The 14,208-nt window shown below is 71.6% G+C and carries 13 protein-coding genes; 8 read left to right on the plus strand and 5 right to left on the minus strand.

Annotated elements, in window-relative coordinates:
• Window positions 1-53: 53 nt before the first annotated feature.
• Window positions 54-1,628, plus strand: a complete 1,575-nt coding sequence (locus tag QNA09_RS13725) for an MFS transporter (protein WP_010594256.1) — start codon at window positions 54-56, stop codon at window positions 1,626-1,628.
• A gap of 4 nt (window positions 1,629-1,632) precedes the next feature.
• Here the strand turns inward: QNA09_RS13725 and QNA09_RS13730 are convergent, their stop codons facing one another.
• The 4 genes from QNA09_RS13730 to hrcA form a co-directional block, all read right to left on the minus strand.
• Window positions 1,633-2,424, minus strand: coding sequence for a S9 family peptidase (locus tag QNA09_RS13730; protein ID WP_026137654.1), 792 nt, complete (start codon window positions 2,422-2,424; stop codon window positions 1,633-1,635).
• A 13-nt stretch (window positions 2,425-2,437) separates the two neighbouring features.
• Window positions 2,438-3,199 carry a 16S rRNA (uracil(1498)-N(3))-methyltransferase gene (locus QNA09_RS13735; RefSeq protein ID WP_017680321.1) on the minus strand — a complete coding sequence of 254 codons (762 nt, stop codon included), beginning with the start codon at window positions 3,197-3,199 and terminating at the stop codon, window positions 2,438-2,440.
• Between the two features lie 9 nt (window positions 3,200-3,208).
• Window positions 3,209-4,360: a molecular chaperone DnaJ gene (gene dnaJ, locus QNA09_RS13740; protein ID WP_010594253.1), complete on the minus strand. Its 1,152-nt coding sequence runs from the start codon at window positions 4,358-4,360 to the stop codon at window positions 3,209-3,211.
• 72 nt (window positions 4,361-4,432) lie between these two features.
• Window positions 4,433-5,476 carry a heat-inducible transcriptional repressor HrcA gene (hrcA, locus tag QNA09_RS13745; RefSeq protein ID WP_017680320.1) on the minus strand — a complete coding sequence of 348 codons (1,044 nt, stop codon included), beginning with the start codon at window positions 5,474-5,476 and terminating at the stop codon, window positions 4,433-4,435.
• Window positions 5,477-5,625: 149 nt separating this feature from the next.
• Between hrcA and QNA09_RS13750 the strand changes: the two genes are divergently transcribed.
• On the plus strand, window positions 5,626-5,961 hold the full coding sequence (locus tag QNA09_RS13750) for a type II toxin-antitoxin system VapB family antitoxin (protein WP_010594251.1): 336 nt from the start codon (window positions 5,626-5,628) through the stop codon (window positions 5,959-5,961).
• Window positions 5,962-6,104: 143 nt separating this feature from the next.
• Here the strand turns inward: QNA09_RS13750 and hemW are convergent, their stop codons facing one another.
• Window positions 6,105-7,307 carry a radical SAM family heme chaperone HemW gene (gene hemW / locus QNA09_RS13755; RefSeq protein ID WP_119699858.1) on the minus strand — a complete coding sequence of 401 codons (1,203 nt, stop codon included), beginning with the start codon at window positions 7,305-7,307 and terminating at the stop codon, window positions 6,105-6,107.
• 464 nt (window positions 7,308-7,771) lie between these two features.
• On the opposite strand from hemW, the gene QNA09_RS13760 reads away from it, so the two are divergent.
• From QNA09_RS13760 to QNA09_RS13785, 6 genes are all read left to right on the plus strand, one after another.
• Window positions 7,772-9,499, plus strand: a complete 1,728-nt coding sequence (locus QNA09_RS13760; RefSeq protein WP_010594248.1) for a nitrite/sulfite reductase — start codon at window positions 7,772-7,774, stop codon at window positions 9,497-9,499.
• A complete protein-coding gene (locus QNA09_RS13765) occupies window positions 9,496-10,233 on the plus strand; it encodes a phosphoadenylyl-sulfate reductase (RefSeq protein ID WP_010594247.1) in 738 nt (245 codons plus the stop codon). The genes QNA09_RS13760 and QNA09_RS13765 overlap by 4 nt, the downstream gene beginning before the upstream one ends.
• The gene (gene cysD / locus QNA09_RS13770) at window positions 10,230-11,174 is read left to right on the plus strand and encodes a sulfate adenylyltransferase subunit CysD (RefSeq protein ID WP_010594246.1); all 945 of its coding nucleotides are present in this window, start codon (window positions 10,230-10,232) and stop codon (window positions 11,172-11,174) included. Before QNA09_RS13765 ends, cysD begins: the two co-directional genes overlap by 4 nt.
• A gap of 2 nt (window positions 11,175-11,176) precedes the next feature.
• On the plus strand, window positions 11,177-12,499 hold the full coding sequence (locus tag QNA09_RS13775) for a sulfate adenylyltransferase subunit 1 (protein WP_010594245.1): 1,323 nt from the start codon (window positions 11,177-11,179) through the stop codon (window positions 12,497-12,499).
• Window positions 12,496-13,251 carry a sirohydrochlorin chelatase gene (locus QNA09_RS13780; protein WP_010594244.1) on the plus strand — a complete coding sequence of 252 codons (756 nt, stop codon included), beginning with the start codon at window positions 12,496-12,498 and terminating at the stop codon, window positions 13,249-13,251. The genes QNA09_RS13775 and QNA09_RS13780 overlap by 4 nt, the downstream gene beginning before the upstream one ends.
• Window positions 13,252-13,323: 72 nt before the next feature.
• Window positions 13,324-14,205 (plus strand): universal stress protein, encoded by an 882-nt coding sequence (locus tag QNA09_RS13785; protein ID WP_010594243.1) that lies wholly within the window; start codon window positions 13,324-13,326, stop codon window positions 14,203-14,205.
• The last annotated feature ends 3 nt before the right edge of the window (window positions 14,206-14,208 follow it).

Here is a 14,208-nt window from a genome sequence, read left to right on the forward strand (position 1 = left end):
TTGCACATGGATGTGCAAATTGCCGCCGCACCGGCATGTCGTGAGGAGCGCCGATGACCTCGAGCCTGGTCCGTCCGGCCACGGATCCCACCCGCCCGTATCCGCGCCGGTGGGCCGGCCTCGCGGTGCTCTGCCTGAGCCTGCTGATCGTCGTGATGGCCAACACCGCACTCATCGTCGCGGCGCCGAGCATGCTGCGCGAACTGCAGCTGACCAGCACCGACCTGCAGTGGGTCATCGACGGCTACACCGTGCCCTACGCCGCGCTGATGCTGCTCGCGGGCGTCCTCGGCGACCGTTACGGCCGCCGGCGCGCCCTCCTCACCGGCCTCGCCGTCTTCGCCGGGGGCGCCGTGTTCGGCAGCCTCGCCGGCACCGCGGCCGAAGTGATCGGCGCCCGCATCACGATGGGCGTCGGCGCCGCGGTGATCATGCCCGCAACCCTGTCCCTGCTCGTCGCCATGTTCCCCGCCGCGGAACGACCCCGCGCAATCGCCGCGTGGGCCGCGACGTCCGGACTGGCGATCGCGCTCGGGCCCCTGCTCGCGGGGTGGCTGCTCGAACAGCACGCGTGGGGCTCGACGTTCCTCGTCAACGTGCCGATCGCGGCATTCGCCGCGGTCGGGGCGCTCGCACTGGTGCCGCCCTCGCGGGCCGAGCACGTCACCCGCATCGACTGGGTCGGCGGCGCCCTGTCCGTAGCCGCCGTCGGCGCGCTCGTCGCCGGCATCATCGAGGGTTTCCACTTCGGTTGGCACGCAACGGCGCTCGGCGCGCTGACGGTCGCCCTCCTCGCCGGCGGCGGCTTCGTCGCCTGGGAGCTGCGGCACCCGCAGCCGCTGCTGGCCCTCGGGCGCGTCGCCGACCGGTCCGTCGCAGGTGCGTGCCTGTCCGTGCTGCTGCTCTTCCTCACGTCGTTCGGGGCGATCTACTTCGTGGCGCAGCAGTTCCAGTTCGTGTTCGGCTACAGTCCGCTCGAGACCGGCCTGCGCCTGCTTCCACTGGCCGCCGCGGTCTCGGTCGGATCGGCCGTGAGCGGCCGGCTGGCGCCGCGTCTCGGCGCGCGCGTCGCGATCGGTGCCGGCACGGCGGTCGCCGCCGCCGGAGTCCTCACTCTGACCCTCCTCGACGCCGGTTCCGGATACACGATCTTCCTCGTCGCGCTCGTTCTCCTCGGCCTCGGCATCGGGCTGGCCGCTCCGCCGGCCACCGACCTCGTGATGAGCGGATTCCCCGAGCCCGAACTCGGCGCCGCGGGCGGCCTCAACGACACCGCCGTCGAACTCGGCGGATCCCTCGGCATCGCCGTGCTGGGCTCGGTCCTGGCCACCACGTACCAGCGTGAGATCTCCGCGTTCCTCACCGGACTACCGCTCGCGAACCTCGACGGGCCGACGGCCGCGCAGGCCGACACGGCCGTCGCCGCCGCGGGCGATTCCGTGGGCGGCGCTGCCCTCGTCGCCGAGGAGCTGGCGAAGAACCCGTTCGCCTCCTCTTACGCCCGACCGCTTCTCGACGCGTCGGCCGACGCGTTCTCGGAGGCGATCACGTCGGCAAGCCTCGTCGGCGGCGTCGCCCTGGCCGTCGGCGCCGTCGTCGTCACCGCGGTCCTGCCCCCGCGCCGCTGAACCGTCAGCCCTCCCGACGCACCCGCGAACCGATCGGCTCCGGGGCGAGCAGCAGCTCGCGCGACAGCGCCCAGCTGCGCGTCCGCTTGTCGAGGAACGCAAAGTGATCCTCACCGTCGACGACGTGCAGTGCCACCGGATCACCCGCGGCGGCCGCCGCCTCGGCATAGCGCTCGGCGACCCTCACCGGCACCTGTGCGTCCTCGGTGCCGTGCACGAGCGCGACCGGCACCCCGATCGGCACCCGGTGCCGGGGCGACGCCGACCGGTACAACTGCGGGTCCGCCTCGTAGGGCTGACCGAACAGATCCTCGATGTAGCCCACCCGGCGGCCACGTTCGCCCGCGGACGCGAGGTCGAGCGCACCCGCCTGGGCGACGACGAGTTCGGGACGCACCTGCGTTCGCTGGCCCGCGAGCCACACGGCGAGCTGACCACCGGCCGAGTGCCCGACCACCCGCACCCGGTCCGGATCCAGTGCGACGCCCCCGGCCCGGGCCCGCTCGGCCACCGCGGTAGCGACGGCGTCGAGGGCGGCGACGATGTCGGCGGACATCTCCGGCCACCGCCCGCCCGCACCGATCCGCCGGTACTCGACGTTCCAGGCGGCCACGCCGTGCGCGGCAAGTTCGAGCGAGAGTGGCGTACCGAGGGTGAGGTGGTACTCGCCGCTCCAGAATCCGCCGTGGACGACCATCACCACCGGTACGGGCACGCCCGGATCCGTGGCGTCCGGCAGGTACAGGTGGCCGAACTGCTGCGGCTGCGGACCGTAGGCGATGCGCACTCGGGACATGTTCTCGAGTGTGTCAGTGGAGCGGTCGCGCATCCCAACGCGGGGTCAGCACACCCACCGCGCCCAGCGCGACCGCCGCAGCCGTGGACGTTCGCAGTACCGTCGGCCCGAGCAGCACCGGCCGCGCTCCCGCCGTCGTCAGCGCCGCGAGCTCGGCGTCGTCGACGCCGCCCTCCGGCCCGACCACGAGCAGCAGTTCGGCGGCAGCGGCCAGGGGCAGCGAACCGAAGGGGTCGGTCGCGGACTCGTGCAGGACCGCCGCGACGCCCCCGCGAGCGACCGTCGCGCGCACGGCCTCGGCGACGTCCGCGGTCCGATGGACCGGCGCGACCTCGGGCACGTGCGGACGCCGGGACTGTTTCGCGGCCGCCACCGCGACGGCCTGCCATCGCCCGACGCCCTTGGCGGCCTTCGGTCCGTCCCACCGGGCGACGCACCGCGCAGCCTGCCACGGCACGAACGCGTCCGCGCCCGCCTCCGTCGCCAGTTCCACCGCCAGTTCGGAACGATCGGATTTCGGCAATGCCTGCACCACGGTGACCCGGGGGCGCGGTGCGGGAACCTCCCGACGCGCCAGGACGCGGGCCTCGAGCCGGTCCTTCGCGGTGGCCGTCACCTCCACGTCGGCGAGGTGGCCGCGCCCGTCCGACAGGACGAGACGCTCGCCCACCGCGATGCGCCGCACGGTCGCCGCGTGGCGACCCTCCTTGCCGTCGAGGACCGCGACCGCTCCCGCCTCGGGCAGCGGATCGAGGTAGAACAGGGTAGCGGCCACCGCGCGGCCTCAGCGCGCGCTGAACGCGTCGCGCAGCCGGGAGAAGAAGCCCCCGGCGTGCTGCGAGCCGGTGGTGACGACCTCGGGCACCTCGTGCTCGCGCTTGCGCCGGAACTCCTCGAGCAGCTTGACCTGCTTGCCGTCGAGCTTCGCCGGGACGACGACCTCGAGGTGGGCGTGCACGTCCCCGCGCACCCCGGAACGCAGTTTGGGCATGCCGTGGCCGCGGAGCACCACCACCGACCCGGGCTGAGTACCGGGATCGACGGTGATCTCGGCGGGCCCGTCGACGAGGGTGTCGAGCACGACGGTGGTACCGAGTGCCGCGTCGACCATCGGGACCCGGATCGTGCAGTGCAGGTCGTCGCCGTCGCGCACGAACACGTCGTGCGCCTGCTCGATGATCTCGACGTACAGGTCGCCGGCGGGGCCGCCGCCGGGGCCGACCTCGCCCTGCGCCGCCAGCCGGATACGCATGCCGTTGCTGACACCGGCCGGCACCTTGACCGTGATCTCACGGCGGGCCCGCACCCGGCCGTCGCCGCCGCACTTGCGGCACGGGTCCGGGATCGTCTCCCCGGCGCCGCGACACGTCGGGCACGGGCGCGACGTCATGACCTGACCCAGGAACGAGCGCTGCACCGACTGCACCTCACCGGCGCCGCCACACGTCTCGCACCGTACGGCCTTGGAGTCGCCGTGGGTACCGGACCCGGCACACCCGTCGCACAGGATCGCGGTCTCCACGGCGATCTGCTTGGTGACACCGGTGGCGCACTCCTCGAGTGTCAGCCGGGTGCGCAGCAGCGAGTCCGCGCCGGGCTGGACGCGGCCCCGGGGTCCGCGGGACGTGGTCGCCCCGCCGCCGAAGAACGCCTCGAACACGTCGCCGAGACCACCGAAGCCGGCTCCCGAGAAGCCCCCGCCCGCCGCCCCCGGGCCGGTTTCGAGCGGATCCCCGCCGAGATCGACGATGCGCCGCTTCTCCGGGTCGGAGAGCACCTCGTACGCCGTGGAGATCTCCTGGAACCTCTTCTGCGCCGCCTCGTCCGGGTTCACATCCGGGTGGTGCTCGCGCGCAAGCTTGCGGTACGCCCGCTTGATCTCCTGATCGGTCGCGTTCTTCGACACGCCGAGCGTCCCGTAGTAGTCCCGTGCCACGTGAGTTCTTCGTCCTTCTCTATTCGCACAGCTAGTTGTGTCGTCGGATGGTCCGTCGGCGCCGACCGGCGCTCAGCGTTCGCCGAGCACCTCACCGATGTAGCGGGCGACCGCAGCCACCGACGCAATCGTCCCCGGATAGTCCATCCGGGTGGGGCCGAGCACACCGAGGCCACCGAAGACGGTGCCCGCGGCACCGTACCCGGTGGACACCACGGACGTGCCGCGCATCTGCTCGACCTGGGTCTCCTCGCCGATCCGCACCGTCACCCGCCCGGCGTCCTGGGTCGCCGCCAGGAGCTTGAGAACCACCACCTGCTCCTCGAGCGCCTCGAGCACGGTACGCAACGAGCCGGGGAAGCCCGCATGCGCGTCGAAGTCGGCGGCGTTGCGTGTCAGGTTCGCCGTGCCGCCGAGCACGAGCCGTTCCTCGGGATGTTCGACGAGGGTTTCCACCAGCACGGTCGCGCACCGGATGACCGCATCGCGCAGTCCGTCGGGCGCGTCCCCGGCGAGCTCGCTGACCGCGATCGATGCCGCGGCGAGCCGCTTACCGGTCAGCGCCGCCCCGAGCAGATCCCGCAACCGCGCCAGGTCCTCCTCGCCGAGAACGTCACCGAGCTCGACGATGCGCTGGTCCACCCGGCCGGAGTCGGTGATGAGCACCAGCAGCAACCGCGCAGGAGTCAGCGCAACGACCTCGAGATGGCGGACCGAGGACGCCGACAGCGTGGGGTACTGCACCACCGCGACCTGCCGGGTCAGCTGCGCCAGCAGCCGGACGCCGCGGCGCAGCACGTCGTCGAGGTCCACGCCCGACTCGAGGAACTGCAGGATCGCGCGGCGTTCGGCTCCCGAGAGGGGCTTGACGTCGGCGATCCGGTCGACGAACTGGCGGTAACCCTTGTCGGTGGGAACCCGGCCCGAGCTGGTGTGCGGCTGGGTGATGTAGCCCTCGGCCTCGAGCACGGCCATGTCGTTGCGGACCGTCGCGCTGGACACACCCAGGTTGTGGCGTTCGACGAGGGTCTTCGAACCGATCGGTTCCTTGGTGGACACGTAATCGGCCACGATCGCTCGCAACACCTCGAAGCGTCGTTCCTCGGTGCTCGACACCCCGCCCACCTCCGTCTCTGCAGTCGCACCCGGAACGGCACGCATCACCGCAGGACGGTGCACTGCGTGCCGTTTCGCTCCAGTTTAGTCGCCGGGCCGGGGTGGCGAGCGGCACGGCGCCCGCCGACGATGCGTCGTAAGTTGGTGCCATGATCTTCAAGGGCGTCCGGGACGGCAAGCCGTATCCCGACCACGGGCTCTCGCTGCGCGACTGGGCGCAGATCCCTCCCCGGCAGGTGCGGCTGGACCAGATCGTCACCACCACGAAGGTGCTCGAACTCGACCGGCTGCTGTCCGAGGACTCCACCTTCTACGGCGACCTCTTCCCCCACGCCGTCCAGTGGAAGGGCGTGCTGTACCTCGAGGACGGCCTGCACCGCGCCGTCCGCTCGGCGCTGCGCAACCGCACCGTCCTGCACGCGCGGGTGTTCGACTACGACGTCCTGTTCCCGCACACGGCGGACACCGACGCCGCCGAGTCGTAGACGTCGCACTGCCGCGCGGGCATGGTGTCACGCCGCCGGGCGGTCGAGCCGGCCCGCCGCCGTGCAGCTCGAGCCGGCCCGCCGCCGTGCAGCTCGAGCCGGCCCGCCGCCGTGCAGCTCAGGGCGGCCCACCGCCGTGCAGCTCAGGTCAGGATCGTGCGCACCACGGCGTCGGCGAGGAGCCGGCCCCGGTCGGTGAGCACCAGCCGGCCGGCGCGCAGTTCGGCGAGGCCGTCCGCGACGACCGTCTCGGCGGCGCCTCGTTCGTCCGGGGTGAGCACGTCCAGCGGCAGGCCGGTGCGCAGCCGCACCTCGAGCATCACCCGCTCGGTGTGGACGTCGGCGGCGGTGAGCAGTTCGCTGCCGCCGACGGGGAGTTCACCGGCGGCGAGCGCGTCCGCATAGCGCGCCGGGTGCTTGACGTTCCACCAACGCACGCCGCCGACGTGGCCGTGGGCCCCCGGCCCGGCCCCCCACCAGTCGCCGCCGTCCCAGTAGCCGAGGTTGTGGGCGCACCGGGCCGGCGGATCGTCGGCGCGCGCCCAGTTCGACACCTCGTACCAGGTCAGACCGGCGGCCTCGAGCCGCGCGTCGATGCGCTCGTAGCGGGCCGCGAGCACGTCGTCGTCGGGGGCCGGCAACTCACCCCGCCGCACCCGGCGGGCGAGCGCGGTGCCGTCCTCGACGATCAGTGCATACGCCGAGACATGATCGACCCCCGCCGCGAGCACGGCATCGAGGGACGCGTCGAGATCCTCGTCCCGCTCCCCCGGGGTCCCGTAGATCAGGTCGAGATTGACGTGGCCGAACCCGGCGGCGCGTGCCTCGCCCGCCGCCGCGACGGCCCGGCCCGGGGTGTGCGTGCGGTCGAGTACCGCCAGCACGTGCGGGGCAGCCGACTGCATGCCCAGCGACACGCGCGTGTATCCGGCCGCACGGATCCGGTCGAAGAAGTCCGGGGACGTCGACTCCGGGTTGGACTCCGTCGTCACCTCCGCGCCGGGGGCGAGGCCGAAACTCGATCGCACCGCGCCGAGCACCTGCCCCAGGCCGTCGGCACCGAGCAACGACGGGGTACCACCACCGACGAAGACGGTCTGCGCCGGCGGAGACCCGAGTAGCTGCGCCGCGGCATCGAGCTCTCGGCGCAGGCCCTCGAGCCACGACTGCGGGGACGCCGACGTGCCGAGCTCCCCGGCGGTGTAGGTGTTGAAGTCGCAGTAGCCGCAGCGCGTCGCGCAGAACGGGACGTGCACGTACACACCGAACGGGCGGGAACCGATCCCGGCCAGCGCCGAAGCCGGCAGCTCGAGTCCTGCACCGACTCCGACACCCGTTCCGCTCACTCCCCCAGTGTTCCAGAAGGCCTGTGTTCCAGGAGGCCGGTGTTCCGGATGGCCGGTGTTCCGGATGGCCGGTGTTCCGGATGGCCGGTGTTCCGGAAGTCGCACGGGGCTGTCGCTCGAACACGACCCGGACACGCCACTCCGGGTCCGGCCCTGCCACCTCGGCATTTCCCCGATTTCCGGTGTAAATACCGCCACGTTTCGAGAACAGGGCCGTGACATGGCACAATGGTCGCCATGACCGGACCCGGAGTGCGACTCGTGGCGCGACGCCACGTCGACCTCAAGCGCGTCTGTGCATCGCGGTGTCTGTCCTGCACCGCCGGTTTCTGCGCCGACTGTCGATAGTCGGCCCACCCCCTCCGGCAGCCCCGATTCCTGCCGGATCGAGGCATGTCCGCGCCGGGCTCAGCCCGCCCTGCCGACCCCCGATCCGGTCCCCCGCGAATTCCAGGAGTACCCGTATGTCGTCGACCACCGACGTCTCCCCCGCCGGCGATACGACCGAAACCGCCGCGCCCCGCCCCCGGCCTGCTCGCCCCGCCAAACGACGCGCGGAGGGCCAGTGGGCTCTCGGATACCGTGAGCCGCTCAACCCCAACGAGCAGGTCAAGAAGGACGACAACCCGCTCAACGTGCGCCGTCGCATCGAAGACATCTACGCGCACACCGGATTCGACGGCATCGACCGGACCGACCTGCGCAACCGGTTCCGCTGGTGGGGCCTGTACACGCAGCGCGAACAGGGCTACGACGGCACCTACACCGGCGACGAGAACATCGATCTGCTCGAGGCGAAGTACTTCATGATGCGGGTGCGCTGCGACGGCGGCGCCCTGAATCTCGCGCAGCTGCGCACCATCGCGGGGATCTCGACCGAGTTCGCGCGCAACACCGCCGACCTGTCGGACCGCGAGAACGTCCAGTACCACTGGATCGAAGTCGAGAACGTCCCGGAGATCTGGCGACGCCTCGAGTCCGTCGGCCTGAAGACGACCGAGGCGTGCGGCGACTGCCCGCGCGTGGTCCTCGGCTCCCCCCTCGCCGGCGAGTCCCTCGACGAGATCATCGACGGCACACCGGCGGTCGAGGAGATCGTCCGCCGCTACATCGGCGACCCGAAGTACTCGAACCTGCCGCGCAAGTTCAAGACCGCGATCTCCGGCCAGCAGGACGTGGTGCACGAGATCAACGACGTCGCGTTCGTCGGCGTGAACCACCCGGAGCACGGCCCCGGGTTCGACCTGTGGGTCGGCGGTGGCCTGTCGACGAATCCGATGCTGGCGCAACGGGTCGGCGCGTGGGTCCCGCTCGCCGAGGTACCCGACGTGTGGGAGGCCGTCGTGTCGGTCTTCCGCGACTACGGCTACCGCCGGCTGCGGTCGAAGGCTCGGCTGAAGTTCCTGGTCAAGGACTGGGGCGTGGAGAAGTTCCGCGAGGTTCTCGAAACGGAGTACCTGAAGCGGCCGATGCTGGACGGGCCCGCCCCGGAGCAGCCGACTCGACCGATCGACCACGTGGGCGTGCAGAAACTGCGCAACGGACTCAACGCGGTCGGCGTCGCCCCCATCGCGGGCCGGGTCTCCGGCACGATCCTCGCCGCCGTCGCCGACGCGGCCGAGAAGGCGGGATCCGATCGCATCCGCTTCACGCCCTACCAGAAGCTCATCGTGCTCGACGTGGCCGACGAGAAGGTCGATCAGCTGATCGCCGACCTCGACGAGCTGGGTCTGCCCGCGAACCCGACGCCGTGGCGCAAGAACCTGATGGCCTGCACGGGCATCGAGTTCTGCAAGTTGTCGTTCGTCGAGACCCGCAAGCGCTCGCAGGCGCTGGTGCCCGAACTCGAGCAGCGCCTCGCCGACGTCAACGCCCAGTTGGACGTTCCGGTGACGATCAACATCAACGGCTGCCCCAACTCGTGCGCACGGTCGCAGGTCGCCGACATCGGCTTCAAGGGCCAGCTCGTCGACGACGGGGACGGCAACCAGGTCGAGGGATTCCAGGTGCACCTCGGCGGGACGCTCGGCATGGACGCGGCATTCGGCCGCAAGCTGCGCCAGCACAAGGTGACCAGCGCCGAGACGGGCGACTACATCGAGCGGGTGGTGCGCAACTTCGTCAAGCACCGCAACGCGGGAGAACGCTTCTCGCAGTGGGTGTTGCGCGCGGACGAGGCCGATTTGCGATGACCGGGGAGCAGACGATCGAAGGACGGAACGTGACGACGACACGGACGACGGAGGAACTGCGGGAACTGGCCGCGCAGGGGGCGGCCGCTCTCGAGGGCGCCTCGGCGCAAGACCTGCTGCAGTGGACCGAGGAGAACTTCGGCGACTCGTACATCGTGGCGTCGAACATGCAGGACGGGGTGCTCGTGCACCTCGCGGCGCAGGTGCACCCCGGCGTGGACGTGCTCTTCCTCGACACCGGTTACCACTTCGCCGAGACCCTCGGCACCCGGGACGCCGTCGCGCAGGTGTACGGCGTGAACCTGGTCGAGGCCAAGGCGCAGCAGACGGTGGCCGAGCAGGACGCCCTGCTCGGTAAGGACCTGTTCGCGCGGGACCCCAACGAGTGCTGCCGCCTGCGGAAGGTGGTGCCGCTGAAGCAGACCCTGGCGGGCTACCAGGCGTGGGTCACCGGCATCCGCCGGGTGGAGGCCCCGACCCGGGCCAACGCCCCGCTGATCTCCTTCGACGACGCCTTCGGGCTGGTGAAGATCAACCCGATCGCCGCGTGGTCCGACGAGGACATGCAGAACTACATCGACGAACACGGGATCCTCGTCAATCCCCTGGTCGACGAGGGCTACCCCTCCATCGGGTGCGCCCCCTGCACCGCCAAACCACTACCCGGAGCCGATCCGCGCAGCGGACGGTGGGCCGGCCGAGCCAAGATCGAATGCGGGTTGCACGCCTCATGACACTCATCGACACGAAATTCACCGAATCCCGGAACACGTCGGACGGCACCAGGTTCGACACCCTCGACGCCCTCGAGTCGGAAGCGATCCACGTCTTCCGCGAGGTCGCCGGCGAGTTCGAGCGCCCGGTGATCCTGTTCTCGGGCGGCAAGGACTCGACGGTCCTGCTGCACCTGGCGCTCAAGGCCTTCTGGCCGGCGCCCCTGCCGTTCGCGCTGCTGCACGTCGACACCGGGCACAATCTTCCCGAGGTCCTCGAGTTCCGCGACCACGTCGTCGAGAAGTACGGGTTGCGGTTGCACGTGGCGAAGGTCGAGGACTACCTCGCCGACGGCCGCCTCACCGAGCGGCCCGACGGGATCCGCAACCCGCTGCAGACGGTGCCGCTGCTCGACGCCATCGCCGACAACCGTTTCGACGCGGTGTTCGGCGGCGGCCGCCGCGACGAGGAACGCTCCCGCGCCAAGGAACGGATCTTCTCCCTGCGCAATGCGTTCGGCCAGTGGGACCCCAAGCGGCAGCGGCCCGAGTTGTGGAACCTCTACAACGGCCGGCACGCCCCGGGCGAGCACGTGCGGGTCTTCCCGCTGAGCAACTTCACCGAGCTCGACATCTGGCGGTACATCGCCCGCGAGGACATCGAACTCGCGAGCATCTACTACGCCCACCAGCGCCCGGTGTACCGGCGGGACGGCATGTGGATGACACCCGGCGTGTGGGGCGGCCCGGCCGAGGGTGAGGAACTCGAGGTCCGGTCGGTGCGCTACCGCACGGTCGGTGACGGGTCCACGACCGGCGCGATCCTGTCCGAGGCGGCCGACAACGAGGCGATCCTCGACGAGGTCGCCGCGTCGCGGCTCACCGAGCGCGGCGCCACCCGCGGCGACGACCGCGTGTCCGAAGCGGCCATGGAGGACCGCAAGCGAGAGGGATATTTCTGATCATGAGCGACCTCCCCGTGCACAGCACGCAGCTGCTCCGGCTCGCCACCGCCGGCAGTGTCGACGACGGCAAGTCCACCCTGGTGGGCCGGCTCCTGTACGACACCAAGTCCGTGCTCGCCGACCAGATCGACGCGGTCACCCGCGCCTCGGTCGACAAGGGGCTCGACACCCCGGACCTGTCCCTGCTCGTCGACGGCCTGCGTGCCGAGCGCGAACAGGGCATCACCATCGACGTCGCGTACCGCTACTTCGCCACCCCCCGGCGCAGTTTCGTGCTGGCGGACACCCCGGGACACGTGCAGTACACCCGCAACACCGTCTCGGGGGCATCCACCGCCCAGCTCGTGGTGCTGCTCGTCGACGCACGCAAGGGTGTGGTCGCGCAGACCCGCAAGCACGCCGCCGTGCTCGCGTTGCTCGGCGTGCCCAAGCTCGTGCTGGCGGTCAACAAGATCGATCTGGTCGACGACCCGGCGGCCGTGTTCGCCGACATCTGCGGCCGGTTCAACGAGCTGACCCGGTCGCTCGGCTGGTCGCCGGAGGACGTGCAGGAGATCCCGGTCTCCGCACTGCACGGCGACAACGTCGCGGTCCGTTCGGAGAACACGCCGTACTACGACGGCCCGACGCTCATCGAGCACCTCGAGTCCGTCCCGGTCGACGCCGACGTCCACGGCCGCCACGAGATCGGGCTGCGGTTCCCGGTGCAGTACGTGATCCGGCCCCGCACCGCCGACTACCCGGACTACCGCGGCTACGCCGGACAGATCGCGGCAGGCACCGTCCGGCCCGGCGACGAGGTCGTGATCCTGCCCGCGGGCACCCGGACCACGATCGAGCGGATCGACACCGCCGACGGCGAGCTCGCGTTCGCCCATGCCGGCCGCAGCGTCACCCTCGTCCTCGCGGACGACGTCGACGTCTCGCGCGGGGACGTCATCGCCGCCCCGGCCGCCGCCCCGGAACCGATCGGCCAGTTCGAGGCGACGGTGTGCTGGCTGGCCGAGAAGCCGCTGCGGCCCGGCGCCCGGCTGCTGCTCAAGCACGGCACCCGCACGACCCAGGCGATCGTCGGGACGCTCGAGGAGCGCTTCGACGAACAGACCCTGACGTCGGTTCCCGCCCCCGAGTCGCTCGAACTCAACGAGATCGCCCGCATCACCGTCCGGGTCGCCGAACCCATCGCGGCCGACGACTACAAGGTCAACCGCCGCACGGGCAGCTTCCTGCTCATCGACCCCGCCGGTGGGAACACCCTCGCCGCGGGCCTGGTGGGCAACAGCCTCGCCGAGATCGAGCTCGGGGACCGCGTCCCCGCATGATCCCCCTCGTCGCCGTCGCGCACGGCAGCCGTGACCCGCGCTCGGCGCGCGCCATGGCTGCCGCGCTGGCGGCGCTGCGGGACCGCCACCCGGACCGGGAGGTGCGGCTTGCGTTCCTGGATCTGAACACCCCCTCGGTGGGGCAGGTCGTCGATGCCGTCGCCGCCGAGGGGCACCGCCGCGTCGTGGTGGTCCCGTTGCTGCTGGGCAGCGCCTTCCACGCCCGGGTCGATCTGCCCGCGCTCCTCGCCGAGGCCCGCGTCCGGCATCCGCGTCTCGACGTGGTCCAGGCGGACGTCCTCGGCGCGGACGACCGTCTCGTGTCCGCGGTCCGCGAGACGATCGGCGCGGCCGGTGTCTCCCGGACCGACCCGAGCGTGGGCGTCGCCCTGTGCGCGGTCGGATCCCGGCGCCGGGACGCCAATGCCGCCACCGCGGCGATCACCCCGCGCCTGCTGCGGGGCACGGCGTGGGCGTGGGGCCGCACGTGCTTCGCCACCGCCGCGGCGCCGACGGTCGTCGACGCCCTGGCGGACCTGCGTGCCGCCGGTGCCAGCACGCTCGTGCTCGCCCCCTGGATGCTCGCGCCCGGACTGCTGTGGGACCGCGCCGTCGCCGCCGCCCGGGCGGAGTTCCCGGAGGTCGTCTGTTCCGGCACCCTCGCGGACTCCCCCGCCGTCGGGTTCGTGGTCGACGAGCGCTACCGGCAGTCGCTCGTGCACGCCGGGGTCGCGTCGCGTCGCACCGCCTGACGCCCACCGATTGCCTCTGGCGCACTCCGGTCCTGTCGGCACAGACTGGACTCGAGGCAAGGAGGCATCGTCATGGCCACAGCACCGATTCGGCACGGGATCGTCGTCGGGGTCGACGGTTCGGACGGCTCGTTCTCCGCGGCGCACTGGGCCGCGTCCGCCGCCCGGATCTTCGGTGAGCCGTTGCACCTGGTCAACGTGCTCCCCGAGGCGCCGAGCGCCACCGGCAGATCCAGGGAGGAGTTCGCCAAGCTCTTGCAGGCCGACAGCGAACGGCTGCTCGAACGTGCCCGGCGCGCGGCGCTCGACGGTCGTACGGATGTCGAGGTCGACTGCAGCAGCCGGTCGGGCCCCCCGGCGAAGACCCTCGTCGAACTGTCGAATACGGCCCGTCTGCTGGTGGTCGGCCGAACCACGACCGGGGAACTGCGCTCGATGTTCGCCGGCTCCGACGTCGTCCGCGTCGCCAACCAGGCCCGCTGCCCGGTCGTGGCGTGGCGGGGCGAAGGCGACCACGAGGAGGTGGACACCCGGCCGGTCGTCGTCGGTGTCGACGGCAGCGCCTTGAGCACGGCCGCCATCGAGCACGCGTTCGAGTTCGCCTCGTTCCTCGGCGTCCCGTTGATCGCGGTGCACGCGTGGACCGAGCAGTCCACCCTGCGCGGCTACGACGAGTCCGCGCGCTTCGTCGACTGGTCGACGTACGCGCAGCAGAAGGCCGCCGACCTCGCGGAGAGCCTGGGCGGGTGGCGCGAGCGATATCCCGACGTCGAGGTGCGGCCCGAGCTCGAGCGCCGCGGCGCGATGGTGGCCCTCATCGAGCGCTCCGTCGACGCGCAACTCGTCGCGGTGGGCAGCCACGGTCGCAGCACGATCGCGTCGGCCCTCCTCGGCTCCACCGGTCAGGGCCTGCTCCACCATTCCCGCTGCCCGGTGCTCATCTGCCGGGAATGACCC

The sequence above is a fragment of the Rhodococcus sp. AH-ZY2 genome, from assembly GCF_030916465.1.
Taxonomy (GTDB): Bacteria; Actinomycetota; Actinomycetes; order Mycobacteriales; family Mycobacteriaceae; genus Rhodococcus; species Rhodococcus ruber.